Annotated in this window: 19 protein-coding genes, 1 tRNA gene and 1 pseudogene; 8 read left to right on the forward strand and 13 right to left on the reverse strand. The window is 64.9% G+C overall.

Annotated features, from left to right (window positions below):
- Positions 1 to 28 precede the first annotated feature (28 nt).
- The 3 genes from glgA (at position 29) to QM682_RS08125 (ending at position 6148) form a co-directional block, all read left to right on the forward strand.
- Entirely contained in the window at positions 29 to 1459 is a 1431-nt protein-coding gene (gene glgA, locus QM682_RS08115) for a glycogen synthase GlgA (RefSeq protein WP_415128737.1), read from the forward strand.
- Positions 1456 to 3531, forward strand: coding sequence for a glycogen debranching protein GlgX (gene glgX, locus QM682_RS08120; RefSeq protein ID WP_415128579.1), 2076 nt, complete (start codon positions 1456 to 1458; stop codon positions 3529 to 3531). The genes glgA and glgX overlap by 4 nt, the downstream gene beginning before the upstream one ends.
- A gap of 226 nt (positions 3532 to 3757) precedes the next feature.
- Entirely contained in the window at positions 3758 to 6148 is a 2391-nt protein-coding gene (locus QM682_RS08125; RefSeq protein WP_415128581.1) for a glycogen/starch/alpha-glucan phosphorylase, read from the forward strand.
- 33 nt (positions 6149 to 6181) lie between these two features.
- On the opposite strand, the gene QM682_RS08130 is transcribed toward QM682_RS08125, so the two are convergent.
- The 11 genes from QM682_RS08130 to rpmH form a co-directional block, all read right to left on the reverse strand.
- Positions 6182 to 7099 carry a class I SAM-dependent methyltransferase gene (locus tag QM682_RS08130; protein ID WP_415128583.1) on the reverse strand — a complete coding sequence of 306 codons (918 nt, stop codon included), beginning with the start codon at positions 7097 to 7099 and terminating at the stop codon, positions 6182 to 6184.
- A 110-nt stretch (positions 7100 to 7209) separates the two neighbouring features.
- The gene (locus tag QM682_RS08135) at positions 7210 to 7728 is read right to left on the reverse strand and encodes a SixA phosphatase family protein (protein ID WP_415128585.1); all 519 of its coding nucleotides are present in this window, start codon (positions 7726 to 7728) and stop codon (positions 7210 to 7212) included.
- A gap of 87 nt (positions 7729 to 7815) precedes the next feature.
- The gene (gene argB, locus QM682_RS08140; RefSeq protein WP_415128739.1) at positions 7816 to 8715 is read right to left on the reverse strand and encodes an acetylglutamate kinase; all 900 of its coding nucleotides are present in this window, start codon (positions 8713 to 8715) and stop codon (positions 7816 to 7818) included.
- A 91-nt stretch (positions 8716 to 8806) separates the two neighbouring features.
- Positions 8807 to 9457, reverse strand: a complete 651-nt coding sequence (yihA, locus tag QM682_RS08145) for a ribosome biogenesis GTP-binding protein YihA/YsxC (RefSeq protein WP_415128587.1) — start codon at positions 9455 to 9457, stop codon at positions 8807 to 8809.
- Complete coding sequence (locus tag QM682_RS08150; RefSeq protein ID WP_415128589.1) at positions 9454 to 10218, reverse strand: MOSC domain-containing protein; 765 nt, start codon at positions 10216 to 10218, stop codon at positions 9454 to 9456. Before QM682_RS08150 ends, yihA begins: the two co-directional genes overlap by 4 nt.
- Positions 10215 to 12122: a membrane protein insertase YidC gene (gene yidC, locus QM682_RS08155; protein ID WP_415128591.1), complete on the reverse strand. Its 1908-nt coding sequence runs from the start codon at positions 12120 to 12122 to the stop codon at positions 10215 to 10217. Before yidC ends, QM682_RS08150 begins: the two co-directional genes overlap by 4 nt.
- Positions 12123 to 13533: 1411 nt before the next feature.
- Positions 13534 to 14817: an EAL domain-containing protein gene (locus QM682_RS08160; protein WP_415128593.1), complete on the reverse strand. Its 1284-nt coding sequence runs from the start codon at positions 14815 to 14817 to the stop codon at positions 13534 to 13536.
- A 60-nt stretch (positions 14818 to 14877) separates the two neighbouring features.
- The gene (gene ttcA, locus QM682_RS08165) at positions 14878 to 15777 is read right to left on the reverse strand and encodes a tRNA 2-thiocytidine(32) synthetase TtcA (RefSeq protein WP_415128595.1); all 900 of its coding nucleotides are present in this window, start codon (positions 15775 to 15777) and stop codon (positions 14878 to 14880) included.
- Positions 15778 to 15831: 54 nt separating this feature from the next.
- A complete protein-coding gene (gene yidD, locus QM682_RS08170; RefSeq protein WP_415128597.1) occupies positions 15832 to 16059 on the reverse strand; it encodes a membrane protein insertion efficiency factor YidD in 228 nt (75 codons plus the stop codon).
- The gene (rnpA, locus tag QM682_RS08175) at positions 16056 to 16493 is read right to left on the reverse strand and encodes a ribonuclease P protein component (protein WP_415128599.1); all 438 of its coding nucleotides are present in this window, start codon (positions 16491 to 16493) and stop codon (positions 16056 to 16058) included. The genes yidD and rnpA overlap by 4 nt, the downstream gene beginning before the upstream one ends.
- Positions 16494 to 16525: 32 nt before the next feature.
- Complete coding sequence (rpmH, locus tag QM682_RS08180; protein WP_036742148.1) at positions 16526 to 16663, reverse strand: 50S ribosomal protein L34; 138 nt, start codon at positions 16661 to 16663, stop codon at positions 16526 to 16528.
- 261 nt (positions 16664 to 16924) lie between these two features.
- On the opposite strand from rpmH, the gene QM682_RS08185 reads away from it, so the two are divergent.
- The 3 genes from QM682_RS08185 (at position 16925) to QM682_RS08195 (ending at position 19205) form a co-directional block, all read left to right on the forward strand.
- Positions 16925 to 18355 carry a sensor histidine kinase gene (locus tag QM682_RS08185; RefSeq protein ID WP_415128602.1) on the forward strand — a complete coding sequence of 477 codons (1431 nt, stop codon included), beginning with the start codon at positions 16925 to 16927 and terminating at the stop codon, positions 18353 to 18355.
- A gap of 92 nt (positions 18356 to 18447) precedes the next feature.
- A tRNA-Arg gene (locus QM682_RS08190) sits at positions 18448 to 18524 on the forward strand.
- A gap of 138 nt (positions 18525 to 18662) precedes the next feature.
- The gene (locus tag QM682_RS08195; protein WP_415128604.1) at positions 18663 to 19205 is read left to right on the forward strand and encodes a GNAT family N-acetyltransferase; all 543 of its coding nucleotides are present in this window, start codon (positions 18663 to 18665) and stop codon (positions 19203 to 19205) included.
- A gap of 184 nt (positions 19206 to 19389) precedes the next feature.
- On the opposite strand, the gene QM682_RS08200 is transcribed toward QM682_RS08195, so the two are convergent.
- On the reverse strand, positions 19390 to 19644 hold the full coding sequence (locus QM682_RS08200) for an addiction module antidote protein (protein ID WP_415128606.1): 255 nt from the start codon (positions 19642 to 19644) through the stop codon (positions 19390 to 19392).
- Between the two features lie 36 nt (positions 19645 to 19680).
- Between QM682_RS08200 and QM682_RS08205 the strand changes: the two are divergent.
- Positions 19681 to 19794, forward strand: a pseudogene (locus QM682_RS08205) (IS5/IS1182 family transposase); the annotation flags it as partial.
- Between the two features lie 33 nt (positions 19795 to 19827).
- Here QM682_RS08205 and QM682_RS08210 read toward each other — a convergent pair.
- Entirely contained in the window at positions 19828 to 19965 is a 138-nt protein-coding gene (locus tag QM682_RS08210; protein ID WP_415128741.1) for a DUF3768 domain-containing protein, read from the reverse strand.
- Between QM682_RS08210 and QM682_RS08215 the strand changes: the two genes are divergently transcribed.
- The gene (locus tag QM682_RS08215; RefSeq protein WP_415128743.1) at positions 19909 to 20262 is read left to right on the forward strand and encodes a tyrosine-type recombinase/integrase; all 354 of its coding nucleotides are present in this window, start codon (positions 19909 to 19911) and stop codon (positions 20260 to 20262) included. The genes QM682_RS08210 and QM682_RS08215 overlap by 57 nt on opposite strands.
- Positions 20263 to 20267 lie beyond the last annotated feature (5 nt).

The raw sequence follows: 20267 nt of genomic DNA on the forward strand, positions 1-20267 counted from the left end.
GCTTGCCGCTTACAACACGGGATTGATCCTGATGCAGGTTCTTTCGGTCACCTCGGAATGCGCGCCGCTGATCAAGACCGGGGGGCTCGCCGATGTCGCCGGTGCCCTGCCCGGCGCGCTTGCCCAGCACGGGGTGCGGATGCGCACATTGCTGCCCGGCTATCCGGCGGTGATGGCCGCGCTTCCCGAGCCGCAGGAACTGGCCCGTTTCGACGACCTTTTCGGCGGCCCGGCACGCGTGCTGGCGGGCACGGCGGCGGGGCTGGACCTGCTGGTGATCGACGCACCGCATCTTTATGCCCGGCCCGGCGGCCCCTACCTGACCCCCGAAGGGCATGACTGGCCCGACAATCCGGAACGTTTCGCGGCGCTTTCATGGGTCGGCGCCCATCTGGCGACCCATGGCGCGGGCGGCTGGCGGCCCCAGGTGCTGCATGGCCATGACTGGCAAGCCGGTTTCATGACGGAATATCTGCGCATCCTGGGCGGACATGACATCCGCACCGTGCTGACCATCCACAATATCGCCTTCCACGGCATCACCGATGCCGGGCGGATCTGGAGCCTGCGGCTGGACCCCGGCCGCTTCCACAGCGGCGGCTACGAATATTGGGGCGCGGTCTCGGCGCTCAAGGCCGGGCTGATCGGGGCGGACGCGCTAACAACCGTCTCGTCGCGCTATGCCGAGGAACTGATGACGCCCGATTTCGGCATGGGCCTGGACGGGGTGATGCGCGACCGCCGCGACGCGCTGACTGGCATCCTGAACGGCATCGACGATCAGGTCTGGAACCCCGCGACCGATCCCCAGATCACCCCCTATCAGACGCCCCAGGGCAAGCGCGCCAACAAGGCCGCCCTGCGCGCTGAATTCGGCCTGCCCGAAGCGCCCGGCCCGCTTTGCGTCATCATCTCGCGGATGACGCATCAGAAGGGGCTGGACCTGGTGCTTGAAGCCCTGCCCGAGCTTCTGGACCGGGGCGGGCAGCTTGCGCTTCTGGGTGCGGGCGACCGGGGACTGGAACAGGCGTTCCGCGATCTGGCCGCCCATCACCCCCAGGTCTCGGTCCGCATCGGCTATGACGAGGCGCTGTCCCATCGCATGATGGCCGGGGCGGATGCGATCCTGGTCCCCTCGCGGTTCGAGCCATGCGGCCTGACGCAGCTTTACGCGCTGCGCTACGGCACCGTCCCGCTGGTCGCGCTGACCGGCGGGCTGGCCGATACGGTGATCAACGCCTCGCCCGCCGCGCTGACGCGAAATGTGGCGACAGGCGTGCAATTCGCGCCCATCACCGCCGAGGCACTGCGCAATGCCCTGGTCACGCTTTGCAAGCTTCACAGCGACGGCAAAACCTGGTCCCGTTTGCAGCGCAACGCCATGGCCCAACCCGTGGGGTGGAGCCAGTCGGCACTGGCCTATGCGCAACTCTATGACAGGCTGACCGCCCCGGAATGACCCTTCATCCTCTGATCACCGCCGGACACCCCGCGCCCCTGGGGGCGACTTTCGATGGGGCCGGCGTGAATTTCGCCCTGTTCTCGCAGCACGCCACGCGGGTGCAGCTTTGCCTGTTCGACGGCAAGGGCACCGAGCTGCGCCTGGATCTGCCCGAGCGCGACGGCCATGTCTGGCATGGCTATGTCCCCGGCCTGCGCCCCGGCCATCGCTATGGCTACCGTGTCCATGGCCCCTATGCGCCGCAACAGGGACATCGCTTCAACCATAACAAGCTGCTGATGGATCCCTATGCCAAGCGGCTGACGGGCACGCCGATCCAGCATCCGGCAATCTGCGGCTATCGCAGCAGCGATCCGCTGGCCGATCTCAGCTTCGACCCCCGCGACAGCGCGCCCTATATGCCCCGTTCTGTCGTGGTCGATCCCAGCTTTTCGTGGGGCACCGACCACCCGCCCCAGATTCCGCTGATCGACAGCGTCATCTACGAGGCGCATGTGAAGGGCCTGACTGCGGGCCGGCGCGACATCCTGGATCGCGGCACCTATCTGGCGGCGGCCTCGGACCCGATCCTTGAGCATTTGAACAGGCTCGGCGTCACCGCGATCGAGCTTTTGCCTGTCCATGCCTTCATCGACGACGCCTTTCTGGTCGAGAAGCGGCTGCGCAATTACTGGGGCTATATGTCCTATGGCTTCTTCGCGCCCGAGCCGCGCTATATGCGCGACGGCGAGATCGCCGAGTTTCAACAGATGGTCTCGCGCTTTCACCAGGCCGGGATCGAGGTGATTCTGGATGTGGTCTATAACCACACCGCCGAAGGCAACGAGCTTGGCCCGACGCTGAACCTGCGCGGCATCGACAATGCCTCATACTATCGCCTTGCCGAGGATCCACGCTATTACGTCAACGACGCGGGCACCGGAAACGTGCTGGATCTGGATCATCCCTTCGCGCTGCGCATGGTGATGGACAGCCTGCGCTACTGGGTCGAGGTGATGCATGTGGACGGCTTCCGCTTCGACCTCTGTTCGGTGCTGGGCCGCTCGCGCGGGGTGTTCGACCGCGAAGGCTCGTTCTTCCGCGCCGTGCGGCAGGACCCGGTCCTGAACCGTGTCAAACTGATCGCCGAACCCTGGGATCTGGGCGATGGCGGCTATCAGCTAGGCTCCTACCCGGCGCCCTTCGCCGAATGGAACGACCGTTTCCGCGACCAGATCCGCGGCTTCTGGCGCGGGGACCGGGGATTGATCGGCAAGCTGGCCAAACGGCTGGCCGGCTCGGCCGCGCGCTTTGACCATGACGGACGGGCGGCGACGGCCTCGGTCAACTTCATCTCGTCGCATGACGGCTTCACGCTGATGGATGCGGTCAGCTACAGCCACAAGCACAATGAAGCCAATGGCGAGGGCAATCGCGACGGCCATGACCACAACATCTCGGACAATTGCGGCGCCGAAGGCCCCAGCGACGACCCCGAGATCCTGGCCCATCGCGCCCGCCGCCGCCGCAACCTGATGGCGACGCTGCTTCTGTCACAGGGCACGCCGATGATTCTGGGCGGGGACGAACTGGGCAACAGCCAGCAGGGCAACAACAACGCCTATTGCCAGGACAATCCCATCGGCTGGATCGACTGGGACCAGGCCGATCCCGATTTCCTGGATTTCTGCCGCCGCGTCATCGCCTTCCGCCGCACCCATCCGATCCTGCGGCAAAAGCGGTTCCTGCACAGCCTGAACCGGGACGAGGACGGCATTCCCGATCTTTTCTGGCGCCGTGCCGACGGCCATCCGATGGAGGCCGCGGATTGGGTCGATCCCGATCTGCGCCTGCTCGCGGCCGAGATGCGCATGGCCTCGGGAACGCCAGGCTATGCGGCGCTGCACGGCGCGGTCTTCCTGGTGCTGAATGCCGGACCCGAGACCCAGGTGCGCCTGCCCAGCACGCCGGGACGGACCCGCTGGCGGCGACAGTTCGATACCAGCCGCCACGGCGTGGTGGACCAGCTTGCCGGCCGCAGCGAGATGATCGCGGCGGAAAGCGTGGTGGCCTTTACCCTGCCGGAATAGCCCTCGCCCGAAAAGCCGGCACAGCCCGCCACCATAGGCCAAAATCCGGCATTCCGGCAACAACCGCCACCCGCCGCGATTTCGGGCATCTTTCCATCCTGCTTAAATAATGGCAACTGGAAGGCGGCGACGGTCGACCGCTTCCCCTTGGCCCAGGGTCCAGAGGAAAGCGGTCGACCGTCGCCAGGCGTTCACTTCCCATGATTTCAGCCGAAGAGGCATTGCATTGACCCAGCTTCCCTCGACGCAGACCGTGCTTGACCAGATCCTGCACCACCTGACGTTCACCCAAGGGCGCGGCCCGGAATTCGCCACGATCTTCGACTGGCGCCTGGCGATCAGCTATACCATCCGCGATCTGATCGTGACGCCCTGGATGAAAAAGCACCGCAGCGCCCGCGATCTGGGGCTGAAGCGGGTCTATTACCTGTCGATGGAGTTCCTGATCGGCCGCATCCTGGGCGATGCGATCATCAATCTGGGCCTGGACCAGCAGGTGGAAGAGGCGCTGGACAAGCTGGGCCTCGACAAGGACCAGATCCTGGGCGACGAACCGGACGCCGCGCTGGGGAATGGCGGCCTTGGCCGCCTGGCCGCCTGCTTCATGGAATCGCTCTCCAGCCTGGGCGTGCCGGCCTTTGGCTATGGCATCCGCTATGAGCATGGCCTGTTTCGCCAGCGGTTCGAGGGCGGTCAACAGGTCGAGGCGCCCGAGGACTGGCTGAACCAGCCCCATCCCTGGGAATTCGCCCGCATCGATTACAGCTATGAGATCGGCTTCAAGGGCCATGTCGAAGACACCGCCGAGGGTGCGGTCTGGCATCCCGGCGAAAGCGTGATCGCGCGCGCCTATGACACCCCGGTCATCGGCTGGAAGGGCAAATGGGCCAATACGCTGCGGCTTTGGGGCGCGCAGCCGACGAATCTGTTCGACCTGCACCGCTTCAACGCCGGCGACCACGCCGAAGCGGCCAAGCCCGAAGCCCTGGCCCGGACCCTGTCGCGCGTCCTCTATCCCGACGACACGACCGAGCAGGGCAAGGAGTTGCGGCTGAAACAGGAGTATTTCCTGACCTCGGCCGCGCTTCAGGACATTATCCGCCGCTTCGTGACCGAGCATGGCGAGAACCTGGACCTGCTGCCAGAAAAGGTCGCGATCCAGCTTAACGACACCCACCCCGCCATCGCCGGGCCGGAACTGATCCGCCTGCTGATGGACGAGCATCGCTATGGCTTCGCCGAGGCGCTGAAGATCGCGCGGGCAACGCTGAACTATACCAACCACACCCTGCTGCCCGAGGCGCTGGAGCGCTGGTCGGTCTGGCTGATGGGCCATGTCCTGCCGCGGCACCTGCAAATCATCGAGATGATCGACGCCGAGCATCGCGCCACGACCAACCGCCCGGCCGGGGTCAGCATCTTCCAGCACGATCAGGTGCTGATGGGGGAACTGGCCTTCATCATGGCGGGCAAGGTCAACGGCGTCTCGGCGCTGCATACGGATCTGGTCCGCTCGACCGTTTTCTCGGACCTGCACAAGCTGCACCCGGACCGCATCGTCAACCAGACCAACGGCGTGACCCCCCGCCGCTGGCTGCGCATGGCGAACCCGCCGCTGGCGAAGCTTCTGGACGCGACCATCGGCGACGGCTGGACCGGCGACCTGGACCAGTTGACCAAGCTGGAACCCCACGCCACGGATCCCACCTTCCTGGCCAAGCTGCGCGCCGCCAAGCGCCAGAACAAGGTCGCGCTGTCGAATGGGCTGATGGCCGATATCGGCATCAAGGCCGACCCGGATGCGCTGTTCGACGTGCAGGTCAAACGCATGCACGAATACAAGCGCCAGCTTCTGAACATCCTGGAAACCATCGCGCTTTGGCACAGCATCCATGAAAGCCCGAACGCCGATTGGACGCCGCGCCTGAAGATCTTCGGCGGCAAGGCGGCGCCGGGCTATTGGCTGGCGAAATCGGTGATCCACCTGATCAACGACGTGGCGGCGGCGATCAACAACGATCCCGTCACCTCGAAATATCTGCAAATCGCCTATCCGGCGAATTACAACGTCTCGATGGCCGAAAAGCTGATCCCGGCGGCGGACCTGTCCGAACAGATCTCGACCGCGGGCAAAGAGGCGTCGGGCACCGGCAACATGAAATTCACCATGAACGGTGCCCTGACCATCGGCACGCTGGACGGCGCCAATGTCGAGATCCGCGAATTGGTCGGCGCCGAGAATTTCTTCCTGTTCGGCCTGACCGCCGAGGAGGCCGCCGCCGAAAAGGCCAAGCCCGGCCATGCCCGCGCCGCGATCGAGAAAAGCGAGAACATGAAGATCGCGCTTCAACTGATCGCCGAGGGGCGTTTCGGGCGGGCGGAGCATTGGTTCTCGGTCCTGGACCGGACCTGGAACGACGATCCTTTCCTGGTCGCCTCGGATTTCGAGGATTACTATACCTGCCAGCGCAAGGTGGACCGGGCCTATCGCGACACTGCCGGCTGGGACCGGATGGCCGCGCTGAACATCGCGCGCTCGGGCTTCTTCTCGTCCGACCGCACGATCCAAGGCTATATGAAGGACATCTGGCACATCACGCCCGCGCCGGGGCTTTGATCCGAAAGGGCGGCCCAAGGGCCGCCCTTTCCTTTAGGGCAGGAAACGGATCGCCACCTGCTGGTGGATGGGCACGCAGCCGATGAATTCGAAGCGCCGGCCGCTTCGCGCCAGGAATTCGTCGAAGGCCCTGACCTCGTGCCGTTCCCAGCCGGGATAGTTGAAGAACTCGTCGAAGACCACGATGGCATCGGGCGCCAGATGCGCCTCAAGCTCGGCAAGAACCGTCGCGGTCGAGGAATACAGATCGCAATCCATGTGAACGAAATTGACCAGGCCCTCGCCGATCACATCGCTGCGGAAGGCGGGCAGGGTCTCGTCGAACCAGCCCTTGATCAGGCGGACATTGGCGCGGACCTCGGGCAGGTCGGGCCGGGCGAAATGCCCCTCGCGGAAATCCGAGCGCCATGCCTCGGGCAGCCCCTCGAAACTGTCGAAGCCGTAGACGATCACATCCGGGCCGACCGCATCCGCGATCAGGTTGACCGTGCGGCCGCTGAAGACGCCGAATTCCAGCGGCAGGCTGATCCGGCTGCCCAGAAGTCCCAGGCAATGCAGGATCAGCGCCTCCGAGGTCGGAAAGACCGGCTTGTCGAACAGATGGCGGTTGAAATACTCGGCCGAAGCCTGCGCCGCCTGAATGCGCGAGAAAAAGCCCAGGTCGAAGGATTCGTAGCGCCGCCCCGGCAAGTAATGGTCGATATGGCCGTCGCGGTCGCGCCTTTCGGTCTGCATGACCCGCGCCAGATCGCGCAATTCCAGCAGCCGCTGCCGGTCGTGGTCCTGACCCTGCGCGATCTCGGCCACGCCTTGGCGCAATTGCTCCTCCAGGCGCAAGATCCGCTCATCCGCCCGGCCTGCCTCTTCGCGCAAGGTGGCGATGGCGGCCAGCAATTCGCGGTGGCGGAGATTGGACCAGGGCCTGGCCAGGCGCGACAGGAAATGTCTCACATTCGGTCTCGATCTTGGATCTGCACGGGTCAAGATTGCGGCCTCGGCCGGCAACTGTCCAGAGCGTGGGCACCCGGTCAGCCGCGCTTCCCGTTCAACCGCCCCTGGGGTCAGTCCCGGCCGTCGATTCGGACGAAATCCAGCACGCTGCCCTGGCCCGGCGTCACATTGGCCCAGTCGTCGGTCTGGAAGTCCACGACCAGAGTGGCGGCGGTGGGATAGCGGCGGAAATCTGGATCGACCGGGACGCGGGCAGGCAGCATCGCCGCGAATTGCGCGATCCCCGGATTGTGGCCCAACATCATCACCGTCGGCGCATGAGCTGTGCGCAGGATGCCCAGCATCGTCTCGGCCGTGGCCTGATAAAGCGCCGGCTCGAATCGCAGACGCGGGCGCACCTCCAGGGGGGCAAGCGCCACGCGCTCCCAGGTCTCGCGGGTGCGCTTCGCGGTCGAGCACAGCACCTCTTCCGGCTCATAACCACGGCTGGCAAGCCAATCGCCAAGCGCCCGCGCCGAGCGACGCCCGCGTTGGTTCAGCGGCCGGTCGTGATCGTCCTGGGCAGGATCGTCCCAGGAGGATTTGGCATGGCGGGTCAGAATCAGCCGGCAGTGTCCAAGAGTGGTCATTCAAAGGGCCTTCAAAGAGAGCCAGGGGAGCTGCCACCGAACCTGCCACAGCTTTCCCAAGCGCGGCAAGCTCTCGTTTTCAGGGGATTACAACCCGCCCCCGCCCTGGCGCAGCCCGCGCGGCTTAGCCCCCGGCTTGGTCGCACGAATCAAAGAGCCGGCGCCATGCTCGGTGAAAAGCTCAAGCAGGCAGGCATTGGGGACCCGCCCGTCCAGGATGACCACGGCGCGCACACCCTCATCGACCGCCTTCAGCGCGGTTTCGGTCTTGGGAATCATGCCGCCAGCAATGGTGCCATCCGCGATCATCGCCCGAACCTGTTCGGGGTTCATCGCGGTCATCACCTCGCCCGCCGCGTTCTTGACGCCCGAAACATCGGTCAACAGCAGCAGTCGATCGGCCTTCAGCGCCCCGGCGATGGCGCCGGCGGCGGTGTCGCCATTGACGTTGAAGGTCTCGTTATCCTCCATGCCCGTGGCGACCGGGGCGATCACCGGGATCAGCCCGGCATTATAAAGGTCGCGGATGATCTGCACGTTCATCTCGACCGGGCGACCGACGAAGCCCAGTTCGGGGTCGTCGGGTTCGCAGACCATCAGGTCGTCATCCTTGCCCGAAATGCCCACGGCCCGGCCGCCGGCGTCGTTGATCGCCTGGACGATACGCTTGTTGACCAGGCCCGACAGCACCATCTCGACCACCTCGACCGCCTCGCGGGTGGTGACGCGCTTGCCGCGCACGAAACGGCTTTCGATGCCCAGCTTCGCCAACAGTTCGTTGATCATCGGGCCGCCGCCATGGACCACGACCGGGTGGATCCCCACCTGCCGCATCAGCACGATGTCGCGGGCGAATTCAGCCATGGCCTCGTCGTCGCCCATCGCGTTACCGCCGAACTTCACCACGACCACGGCCCCGGAATATCGCTGCATATAGGGCAGCGCCTCCGAAAGGGTGCGAGCGGTGGCGATCCAGTCACGGTTCATGTTCTGCTTTCTCATCAGAGGCCCCTGTTCACGGCACGGACCCTAGGACCACATCCGCGCAAGGTCCAGTCCCGGCCTTCGCGCTCGCGGGTTATTCAAGTCCCGCGATGATGGCCCGCAAGGTGGCGATGCCTTCGCCCTTGTCCGAGCTGGTCGCGATCAGTTCGGGATAGGCGGCCGGGTGCTTTTGCAGCGCATCCTCGACCTGGGCGATGGTTTCGACCAGCGCCTGCCTGCCGATCTTGTCGGTCTTGGTCAGCACCACCTGGAAGGGCACGGCGGCGCGGTCCAGCAACTTCATGATTTCGTGATCGACATCCTTGACGCCATGGCGCGCGTCGATCAACGCGAAGGCGCGGCGCAGGGTCGGGCGCCCCGAAAGATAGCTTTTCAGCAGCGCCTGCCATTTCGCGACCACAGCGACCGGCGCCTTGGCGAAGCCATAGCCCGGCAGATCGACCAGAAACGACTGCTCGCCCAGCTTGAAATAGTTGATCTCCTGGGTGCGGCCCGGCGTATTCGAGGCCCGCGCCAGGCCGTGCCGCCCGGTCAGCGCGTTGATCAGGCTGGACTTTCCCACGTTCGAGCGGCCGGCGAAGCAGACCTCGGGGCGGTCGGCGGGGGGCAGCCCATCCATGGCGACGACGCCCTTCAGGAAATCGACCGGGCCGGCGAACAGCTTGCGCGCGGCTTCGGCGGTTTCCTGATCGGGTTCGGGGGCCAGGGGAAATTTGACTTTCATGCGCGGATCTCGTCCTTCAGGGCGATCTCGCCCCCGGTGACGACCTCGGCATAGATGCCGAAATCGGAATGGCCGAATTGCTGGCGCAGCGCCTCGGGCATGTCGCTGTCCAGATGGCCGGTTGCGGTATCGGCGCTGGTCGCGGGGCAGCGCCCGATGGTTTGGGTCACGCGAAGCTCGGCCCCGCCCAGAAACAGGGTCCGGCCGATCAGATCACGCTCGGCATAGGGTGCCCAGCCCTCGACCCAGACATTGCCGCGCCAGCGCTCGATGCCCAAGGGACGGCCCAGGCGGGTTTCCAGATCGGCCAGGCTGGACAGCGACAGGATCGAAAGCCAGGGCTGGTTCACATCGGTCCAGCCGGTCGGCCCTTGCACCAGCCGCGTCGGCGCGGGCTTGTCCTTGGGCCAAAGCGGCGCCAGCCAGTCGATCAGGCGCTGCCCTTCGGTTTCGGGATCGAAGGACAAGGCGGGCAGGTCGGGATGGGTCAGGGTGATCGGGCCTTGCGGTGCCCCCTCGCCCCAGCCGCCCTGAACGGCTTGCAGCGCGGCCGAGGCCGCGCCGCGCATGAAGCAGGACTTGGGCAGCCAGCGCCCAGGCCGGGGACCATCGCCCGCGTGACGCTCGCCCCCTTCGGTCAACACCGCCCAAAGCCGATCGCCCGGAAGCCGCCGCGCCGCCTCAAGCGGGCTTCGCGGCAAATCCTCGCCCCCGATCGACTTGATCGGGTGGCGGCGGATCCGGGCGATCCGCGCGGTCACTTCTTGCCCTTGCGGTCGGACTTGACCTCGGCCTTGGCGGCGTCCTGCTTGGCGCGCGAGGGCAGGCTGGACTTGATATTGCCGAAGAAATCCGGGCGGTGGCCATGCATCGACATGATCGTATACTGCTGGATGATGGTGATGGTGTTGTTGGTGATCCAATACAGCACCAGCCCCGAGGCGAACCCCCCAAGCATGAACATGAAGATCCAGGGCATCCAGGCAAAGATCATCTTCTGCGCCGGGTCGGCGGGGGCCGGGTTCAGCTTCTGCTGCATCCACATCGAGATGCCCAGGATAATCGCCAGGATCGGCAGGGTGAAGCTGTGCAGAAGGCTGCCCGCGCCGGGCGTGGCCCAGGGCAGAAGCCCGAACAGGTTCCACAGGCTGGTCGGATCGGGCGCGGAAAGGTCATGGATCCAGCCGATCCAGGGCGCGTGCCGCAACTCGATGGTGACGAAGATCACCTTGTAGAGCGAGAAGAAGATCGGCACCTGCAACAGCACCGGAAGGCAGCCCGCGGCGGGGTTCACCTTCTCGCGCTTGTAAAGCTCCATGACCTCTTTTTGGTATTTCATCCGGTCGTCGCCGGTGCGCTCCTTGATCGCCTCCATCTGCGGCTGCATTTCCTTCATCTTGGCCATCGAGATGTAGGATTTGCGCGCCAGCGGAAAGACCAGCAGCTTCAGGATGAAGGTCAGAGCGATGATCGACCAGCCCATATTCCCGATGAAGCCGTGCAGCCAATGCAGAAGCTGGAAGATCGGCTTGGTCAGGAAATAGAACCACCCCCAGTCGATCGAATCGACAAAGCCCTGGATGCCCGGATCGCGCTGATAGTCGCGGATCGTCTCCCAGACCTTGGCGCCGGCGAACAGATAGCTGGCGCTGGTGCCGGTCGCGCCTGGGGCGACGGTCTGGACGGGCATGCGGGTCTCGGTCTGGTAGATGTCGGCGCCGGGGGCGTATTTCACCACCGCCGTGAAGGGCTGGCCGGGCGCCGGCGCCAGCGTCGTCATCCAATATTTGTCGGTGAACCCGATCCAGCCGTTTTCCTTGACCTCGATCAGTTGCGCCGGCCCCTCGGCCCCGTTGGGGCTAAGCTCGGTCATCTTCTTGTATTTTTCTTCCAGAAGCTTTCCGTCGGTCATGCCGACGGCGCCCTCGTGCAGGACGAAGAAATTCTGCGTGTCGGGTTTGCCGTGGCGCGCCAAGATGCCATAGGGCGCGGCAGCGAAGGGCGCGGCGCCAGTATTTTCCAGCGATTGGGTCACGGTGAACAGGAATTTCGTGTCCAGCGCATAGGTGCGGCGGAAGATCTGGCCCGCGCCATTGTCCCAGCGCAGCGTGACGGGCTTGCCCGGCGACAGCACATCGCCCGACTCGATCTGCCAGATGGTGGCAGGATTCGGCACCAGCTTCGGATCGGTCCCCGCCGCCGGCATCCAGCCATAGACCGCGTAATAGGGCTTTTGCGGCACCGCCGTCAGGTTGCCGCCGGGCGCTACGGGCGAACCGTCGGCCTTGAGTTCGGTCTGCGTCGTGGGCGACAGCAGGCGGACATAGGGCGAGCTATCGTCCAGCGTCTCATGGTATCCGGTCAGTTCCAGATCGTCGATCCGCCCCCCGGCAAGCGAGATCGACCCCTTGAGCGAGGGCGATTCGATGGTCAGACGCTGCGCCGCCGCCGAAGGATCTGCGCTGGCCGCATCGGCCAGGGCCGGTGCCGCGCCCTGCGACGCCCCTGTCGCCGCCGGGGTCGCGGGCTGGCCATCGACCGTCTGGCCCTGCGCGGTTTCCGGGGCCGGCGGGACCGGCTCGGGCGCGAGGAAGACGGACCAGACAAGGATGACGAGGGCCGAAAGCACCATCGCCAGAATGAGGTTGCGGTTGTTGTCTTCCATGCCGGACCTGCCCTTTGTCGTCTTGGGACCCCATGGGGTTCGGGGTGGGGTTCGCGCCGCTTCAACAGAAGCGCCCGCCAAAGGTCAAGGGAATTTGGCCGCAAAGGCCCAGATCGCCCCGGACCAAGCGTCCCGCCGCCCCACGACGCTGGGATCCCCGCCTTCCCAGGACCACGGAAATCGCCCCCCTCTCGCATGGGCGGTTTCCAGTCACGGGCTGGCGTGGCGATCATGGACACCCCGCTCCGCGCGGACGGGCTTAAAACGCGCCGTTCAGATCCAGGCCGTCCCCTGACGCCGCCTGCATGCTCCGATCCCCCGCGCCGGTCCGGCCCTCTTCCCGCGCATGCCCTGCAAAAACGCTATGCGCCAGCCTCTTCTCGACGCGGGCCTCTCCACCAGACCAGGGCTGCCGCAATCGCGATGCCGTGCCCGCCCCCTCATTCTTTCTTGCCCAAATATCCCACGGGGGTCCGGGGGTGTGAAACCCCCGGCAGCGCCCCCGCCGCAGACGACCTGCACCGCGTTTCAAGGACCCGACCGCCAACCGGGCCGGGACAGCCCGCCGCATCATCGACACCGCGCGCCAGCTCCCAGTCCGCTTCCGCCGATCCTCGGCAAGGCTGCCAAGAATCCCATGCCATCTGCCCCCTCCCCTGCACAGATCATGCCGCGACAAAGAATCGCCTGGCGCCCAGGGGGCGTCTTCATTCCAGGTTTCCCCTATCCGCCCATTTCCACCTCAGGATCCCGAACAGAGGCAAGCTTGGGCAGGCGGACCCTAACCGAAGAAGCAATGGGCACGGATCTGACCGCTTCCGCCCGGCAAGGCATGGATCGGTGCCACGACAAGATGACAGCCGGCTGTTCATCGACGCGGTGCCATGGTTGGCGCGGGACGCTTCGCCCCGGCGCGATCCGCCGCCAAAACCAAGCACCGAAACCAAGCGCCAAAACCAAGCACTGAAATCAAGGAATCGAAACCAAACCGTGGGAAAAGCGTCTACACCCGGTTCGGCACGGGTCGCGAACCGGGGTCTGGCAGCGCCGTTCAACGGGGTTGAGCGCCGATCGCAAGTTTGGAACATGCTCGCCGACACCATGATCCCCAAGGCCCATGCCGATACAGCCTCGCAAAAAAGGGGCGCTCAAGCCGTCTCGCGGTCCCACGACGGATCGCCGACCGGAACCATGCGGTTGAGGCTGCGCGCCGCCCGCGGGGCCTGCTCGTCATCACCCCCAGTCATCGGACCGACAGCCCACAGATCAATGAGGCTGATCGACAGGCTGATCGGTGCTGGCCATGCCATCGCCGATACTCGATACTCGATACTCGATACTCGATACGACACCAACGCATTGCGCCGACCCATGCCACTCGTTCACCAAAAGACGGCATGCGGCATCGGTTTCAGGCACCGCGCCTGAGGCTATAGAGCGGCGGCAGCGACTGCTCCACGTCCAGCAGGTATTGATCGACCTGCGCCGCATCCAGCAGTTCCGAGACCGCCTTGCCCTGCACCGCGTTGAAGCCGATCTGCGACAGGAACGAGCGCTCCTCGTTGGTCAGGACACCATCGCCCAGAATTTCCAGCCGCAGATGCTCGGCCAGAGCCAAGATCGCCAGGATCATGCGTTGCTGGTCGGGGCGGTGGTCGCAGCCGGCGACGAAGCTGCGGTCGATCCGCACGCGCGAAACACCGAAGCTGCGCAGATCGTCCAGCCCCGCGCTGCCCGCGCCGAAATTGCCCATGGCGATGCGGCATCCCGCCTGCGCAAGCCGCCGCAGGTTCGCGGTCGCGGGCATCCGCCCGGCTTCGCGCCCGATCGGCTCGCAGATCTCGATCTCAAGACGGTTCGCGGGCAGGTTCTGGCGGTCAAGCTCCCACAGGATGGCATCGGCCTGCGCCGGATCGGCCAATTCGCGATCCATCAGGGGCAAGGTCACGAAAGGCACGGCGCGGCCCAGCCTGTCCCAGCCCCGCAGCGCCTCAAGGCTTTGGCGCAGCAGGCTCAGCGAAGCGGCCGCCAGCGCCTCGTCGGAAAGCCGGGCGCGGAAATCCTCAAGCTCAAGCAGGCCCAGAACAGGATGCGCGACCCTGGCCACGGCACGCAACGCGACAAGTCGGCCGGTATCGCAGCAGGTCTGCGGCAGGAAGCCCGCATGGATCTGATCGGGCGAGAAATGCGGTTCGGCCGTGCCAACCGCCTCGCCGGGCGTGACGGGGAATTCCACGAAGCGGACCTGGCCCGAAGGCAGCAGCGGGCTGCACGAGGCCAGCGCCTCGCGGCCGAAAGCGTAAAGCGCTGCCACGTCCCTGTCCCCGGTCTCGTCGCTGACGATGACGGCGTTGACCACCGGGATCACGCGGATTTCGCCCAGATCCAGGCTGGCCCGGCAGATCGTCCCCAGCCGCGCCAGATGACCGGGCAGAGAGCCGGTGCGGCGGTCGGCCAGCATCCCGCAAAGCTCGACCGCGCCGGGCGCGCGGCCTTGCGGCAGAAAGCGCAGTTCCGCCGTCAGCCGCAGCGAAATCTCCTGAAGCATCCGTTCGATCATCGCCGGACCCAGCGAGGCCCGCAGGATGCCCGCATTTTCCAGCCGCAGCAGAACGACTGCCTTGGGCCGCGCCCGCGCGGCGGCGCCCTTGCCCCAGATCAGCCCGTTCAGCCTTGCCGCGATTCCCTTTGCCATCATTCCGATCCGAATCCGTTTGCCTGACCCGGACGCTAAGGCAGGAGGGTGTTCGGTCAGTTAATGTTCGCGCAGAATCGGCACATCCGCAGCGGAATTTTCGCTAAAATCCTTCGCATCGGGATCAAGACTGGTGAAGTCGAACAGCTTCGGATCCGGCAGATGCGAGGGGCGGACATTCATCAGCGCCCGGAACATGACCTGACGGCGGCCGGGCGAGCGGGTCTCCCATTCGTCCAGCAGCTTCTTGACCTGCATGCGCTGCAAGCCCTCCTGACTGCCGCAAAGATCGCAGGGAATCACCGGATAGTTCATCGCGCGCGCGAAACGGTCGCAATCCGCCTCGGCGACGAAGGCCAACGGACGCAGCACGTTCAGATCGCCCTCTTCGTTCAGCAGCTTCGGCGGCATCGAGGCCAGCCGGCCGCCATGGAACAGGTTCATGAAGAAGGTCTCAAGGATGTCGTCGCGGTGATGGCCCAGGACCACGGCGCGGCAGCCCTCTTCGCGGGCGATGCGATACAGATTGCCCCGCCGCAGCCGCGAGCACAGCGCGCAATAGGTCCGTCCCGCGGGCACCTTTTCCTTCACGATGGAATAAGTGTCCTGATATTCGATCCGATGCGCCACCTGCCGCTCGGTCAGGAATTCGGGCAGCACGGTCGCGGGAAAACCCGGCTGGCCCTGGTCGAGATTGCAGGCCAGAAGCTCGACCGGCAACAGCCCGCGCCATTTCAGCTCATGCAGCACGGCCAGCAGCGTATAGCTGTCCTTGCCGCCAGAAAGGCAGACCAGCCAGCGTTCGCCGGGGCGGATCATGTCATAGGTCTCGATGGCGGCGCGGGTCTCGCGCACAAGGCGCTTGCGCAACTTGCGAAACTCGGTCGATGAGGGGGCGCCGCGAAACAGCGGGTGGATCTCGTCGGTGGAATCGTCAGGGCTGTCGATTTCGTCCCGCATGGCCTGTCCTGTCTGCGCTGCTTGCGCGGTCATATCATGGATTGGGGCGCCCCGTCAGTCCCTGGGCGGGACCGGATCAAAGCCATGCCCGCCCCAGGGGTGGCAGCGGCAGATCCGCCGCGCGCCCAGCCAGGTGCCGCGCAATGGCCCGTGCCTCTCCAACGCTTCAAGCGCATAGGCCGAGCAGGTCGGCTGAAACCGACAGCCATGCCCGACCCAGGGACTGGCGATCAGGCGATAAGCCCGGACCGGCAGGGCGATGACCCGAGCCAGGGGGGTCATGCGCGCGACTCGTCATGGATGCGGGCCAAGGCCTGCACGAGGTCGCGCTTCATCCCGGCGAAATCGCGCTCGATGGTGGCGCCGGGGCGGCCGACCAGGACATAATCCCAACCCTCATGCGCCAGACCCGGCATCACCTCGCGCGCCAAGGCACGCAAGCGGCGCTTGGCACGGTTGCGGGCGACGGCATTGCCGATCTTCTTCGAGCAGGTGAAGCCCAGCCGCACCCCCGCGGCCTCGCCTTCGGCGCGCCTGCGGGCTTGCAGCAGGAAGCTGCCCGCCCCCTGCCGCCGGGCCGAGGCCGCGCGCAGGAAATCCGCGCGTTGGCGCAAGGTAGAAAATCCGGCGGCGCTGGAAACGCCTGAAGCCGCCCTGCCCGGCACCCCTTCGGGATCATCCGGGCCAGCGGCGGCGGCTTCGGCTGCTCTGCTCATCGCTTTCGCCTGCGGCCTTTCGGCCCCAAGCCTTATGCGCTGAGGGATTTGCGGCCCTTGGCGCGACGCGCGTTCAGCACGCGACGGCCGCCTTTGGTCGCCATCCGGGCGCGGAAGCCGTGACGGCGGGCGCGAACGAGGTTCGACGGCTGGAAGGTGCGTTTCGACATCTTGTAACTCCGGGTCAGGGCGGGCCAGGGTATGGGCAAGGAGCCCACGCAAGACGCGCCGGTCATTCGAGGCCCGCTGCATAGTCGCCCCTCCTGCGCGAGTCAACTGTCCCAGACGGCCCGGCATGCTTTTCCTGTGACTTTCGCGCCGCCGACCGGCTTGCAGGAACCCATATGCGGTCACGCAGGTTTGAACTGCGGGCGCCAAAGGATTATGTGGGCTGCAAGGCGCCGCAAACTAGGTGGAATACAAAGGTCGACATGTCCCTGAATACGCTCTCTGGGCGATTCGCGCTTCTGACAGGGATCTTCGTGCTTCTGGCCGAAATTCTGATCCTGCTGCCCTCATTGGCGAACTATCGTCTGGACTATCTGGAATCGCGGCTGGAACGCGCGCAGATCGCAAGCCTCGCGCTGCTGGCGACGGATGAATCCATCGCCTCGGACCTGGAATCCGAGTTGCTGGACAATGCCGGGGTGTTCAACGTCGTGCTGCGTCGCAACGACGTGCGCCAGCTTGTGCTGTCCTCGCCCATCCCCGGCCCCATCGCCGAGACCTACGACCTGCGCGACCAGCGTTTCCTGACCTCGGCCCATGACGCGCTGGCACAGCTTGCCGACCGCCAGAACCGGGTGATCCGGGTGATCGGCGCGCCGGTGAACCAGGCAGGCCAGTTGATCGAGATCACCATGGACACCGCGCGGCTGCGCACCGAGATGATCGATTACGGGCTGCGGCTTCTGCTTATCTCGGCGGCCTTCTCGGTCCTGACGGCGCTGCTGCTGAACATTGCGGCGCTGCGCCTGCTGCTGGTGCCGATCCGGCGCGTGATCAGCCACATGAGCGCCTATGCCAGCGCGCCCGAGGATGCGCGCGCGATCATCGTCCCGACCGCGCGGCTGACCGAGTTGCACGAGGCCGAGACGGCGCTGGCGGCGATGCAGCGCACCGTCACCTCGTCGCTGAAGCAGCAGGCGCGACTGGCGCAACTGGGCCAGGCCGTGGCGCGGATCAGCCACGACCTGCGCAACGTGCTGACCACCGCGCAGATCTTCGCCGACCGGCTTGAGACCAGCGAGGATCCGGCCGTGCGCCGCGCCGCGCCGAAGCTGGTGAACTCGATCAGCCGGGCGGTGAACCTCTGCGAGACGACGCTGGCCTTCGGCAAGGCCGAGGAACCGGCGCCCTCGCTTTCGCGCTTCAACCTGGCCGCGCTGGTGACCGAAGTGACCGAGGCCGAGGCCCTGGCCGCCGAAAGCGGCCCGCAGCCGGGCATGATCGAGTTCCTGACCGACATTCCCGCCGGCATGATGATCCGCGCCGACCGCGACCAGCTTTTCCGCGTGCTGTCGAACCTGGCGCGCAACGCCCGCCAGGCCATCGAAGCCACCCGCCAGCCCGGCACCATCGAGATCGGCGCCGGCGAGGATGAGCACGAATGGTTCATCCGGGTCGGCGATACCGGCCCCGGCCTGCCGCAAAAGGCGCGGGACTATCTGTTCCAGCCCTTCTCGGGCGGCTCGCGCAAGGGCGGGACCGGCCTGGGCCTCGCCATCGCCGCCGATCTGGTGCGCAATCATGGCGGCCGGCTTGAACTTCTGCGCAGCGACGCCGAAGGCACGCAATTCCGCCTGCATCTGCCGCGCGAGCTTTCCACCGCGCTTTTCGCACAGGAATTCGCAGCGAAATGAAAGCTTTGCGAAGTTTCCCGCGGCAAGGGCGAAAAACTTCATTTTCGCCCTTGCGCCCCCCCGGCGGTGCCTCTAGATAACGGCCTCACAGCGGACCCGTAGCTCAGCTGGATAGAGCACCAGACTACGAATCTGGGGGTCGGGCGTTCGAATCGCTCCGGGTCCGCCATTAAATCAATTTGTCACCTGTCAGAGATTTCTGGCTTTCCGTCAGATTTCTGACCCGAACGGCGTTCCAGCCAGATCAGATCATCGACGCTTTGAGCCCATTGTGGACGGTCGCTCCGCCCCGGTAGTGTCTCCACAGATGATCCCTATCCGACAGCCCCCATGTTCCGGGAAGCCATTATACGCCCGCTTTTCTTGGGTGACGCTCCGATCCTGCAACGTATTTCTGCCGAAGCCCGAGAGAGATACCGGACTATTCCTAATACTCGCACATGTTGCAGATACGCCGCCCGTCGCGCTTGAACGGTTCGAGTCGGGGTCAGGATGGGTCGCAGAAAGCGAGGGCGGGATTCTGGGCTACGCTCTGTCGAAGCCTGTCGATAACCTTTTGTTCTTGGATAATATTTCTACGCAACCTGAAGCCAAGGGCATGGGCATTGGCAAGAAACTCCTGGAAAGGTTTCTGGTGGGCGCGGCTAAGGATGGCTTTGACACGGTGGCTCTCACTACATTCCGCTCGCCGCCTTGGAATGGCCCATGGTTTCGCCAGTTTGAATTTCTGCCGATTCCTGAAGTCGCGATAGGCCCTCAACTGGCCGCGATCATAGAAAGACAGGGAACTTATCTGGACCCGAAGCAACGCGAAGCTCTTTCGCGACGAGTCTCTGCTATTGGCGCATGACCGCTTCGTCCGCGAAGAACCCATTTGGGCGATCAGGCCTGCTTTTCGGTAAATATTTGTTCTCATTTTGTTTGAGTCTGTCAGGATAAATTGCATTTCCTGAGCAGGGCCACAAGCTATGCAAGATCGAACGGCTGTTGGCCGGCGTGCCCGGCCAGATAGGCGCGATGATAAAGGCGCGGCATCATGCGGCCTTCGCATCTTTCAGTTTTACGGTGAACTCCATGCCAAGAGCATCAAGGATGTTCTTGAGGGTCGAAAATTTCGGGGCGCCCTTCTCGGACAGGCTTTTGTAAATCGACTGACGCGACAGGTCCGCATCGGCTGCGACGGCGGCCATGCCGCGCGCTCGCGCAACATTCGCGAGAGCTTTGCGGATTAAGGCATCTTCGCCCGTTTCAAAGGCTCCTACCAGGGTCAGGACCCATTGATCTTCCACTTTCGGTGTGATTCAGGCTCCGCAAGGAGAGGACTGATGAGCAACCTTTTCTGGCTGACGGACACGCAGATGGCACGGCTACAGCCCTTCTTTCCCAATAGCCATGGCAAGCCTCGTGTCGATTCTCGTTGTCGCGGAGCTGGGTTGATAAAGCCCCCGCACGGGGCGCGGGGGCTGACCTGTTCAGTATTCGGACGGCAGCAGCATGGTCAGGACGCAGCGGGTTTTTTCCGGACTCTCGGGGATGCTTGCACCGAACGTATATTGTTCGTCGTAAAGGTCGATCTTCCACAGAACACGAGGGCCGCAGGCTTCAACCACGCCAAGCCGCGCTCGGAGAAAGCCTTCAGTAGCTGGTTCGCCGAAGCGGCGACGGCGGCCGGGATTGCCGAGAAATCAGGCCATGGCTTGAGGAAATCCCGCGCTATGGCGCTAGCCGAGGCGGGCGCGACATCACATCAGATCGCCACCTGGACCGGCCACGAAAGCCTGTCCGAGGTCCAAGGATACAGCAAGGCGGCGGACCGCAAGCGCATCCTGTCTGGCACGGATCAGGAACAGAAATTGGAACCCGCCAAGGCCCAGAATGAAAACCGATGCGCTAATTATTTACTATAAAACAA

Source organism: Paracoccus sp. (in: a-proteobacteria) (assembly GCF_047605025.1).
Classification (GTDB): Bacteria; Pseudomonadota; Alphaproteobacteria; order Rhodobacterales; family Rhodobacteraceae; genus Paracoccus.

Excerpts from the sequence above, each read along its gene's own strand:
- glgX (WP_415128579.1), top strand. The coding sequence starts at position 1,456 with ATGACCCTTCATCCTCTGATCACCGCCGGACACCCCGCGCCCCTGGGG.
- QM682_RS08135 (WP_415128585.1), bottom strand. The coding sequence starts at position 7,728 with ATGACCACTCTTGGACACTGCCGGCTGATTCTGACCCGCCATGCCAAA.
- argB (WP_415128739.1), bottom strand. The coding sequence starts at position 8,715 with ATGAACCGTGACTGGATCGCCACCGCTCGCACCCTTTCGGAGGCGCTG.
- yihA (WP_415128587.1), bottom strand. The coding sequence starts at position 9,457 with ATGAAAGTCAAATTTCCCCTGGCCCCCGAACCCGATCAGGAAACCGCC.
- yidC (WP_415128591.1), bottom strand. The coding sequence starts at position 12,122 with ATGGAAGACAACAACCGCAACCTCATTCTGGCGATGGTGCTTTCGGCC.
- QM682_RS08160 (WP_415128593.1), bottom strand. The coding sequence starts at position 14,817 with ATGGCAAAGGGAATCGCGGCAAGGCTGAACGGGCTGATCTGGGGCAAG.
- ttcA (WP_415128595.1), bottom strand. The coding sequence starts at position 15,777 with ATGCGGGACGAAATCGACAGCCCTGACGATTCCACCGACGAGATCCAC.
- yidD (WP_415128597.1), bottom strand. The coding sequence starts at position 16,059 with ATGACCCCCCTGGCTCGGGTCATCGCCCTGCCGGTCCGGGCTTATCGC.
- rnpA (WP_415128599.1), bottom strand. The coding sequence starts at position 16,493 with ATGAGCAGAGCAGCCGAAGCCGCCGCCGCTGGCCCGGATGATCCCGAA.
- rpmH (WP_036742148.1), bottom strand. The coding sequence starts at position 16,663 with ATGTCGAAACGCACCTTCCAGCCGTCGAACCTCGTTCGCGCCCGCCGT.
- QM682_RS08185 (WP_415128602.1), top strand. The coding sequence starts at position 16,925 with ATGTCCCTGAATACGCTCTCTGGGCGATTCGCGCTTCTGACAGGGATC.
- QM682_RS08195 (WP_415128604.1), top strand. The coding sequence starts at position 18,663 with ATGATCCCTATCCGACAGCCCCCATGTTCCGGGAAGCCATTATACGCC.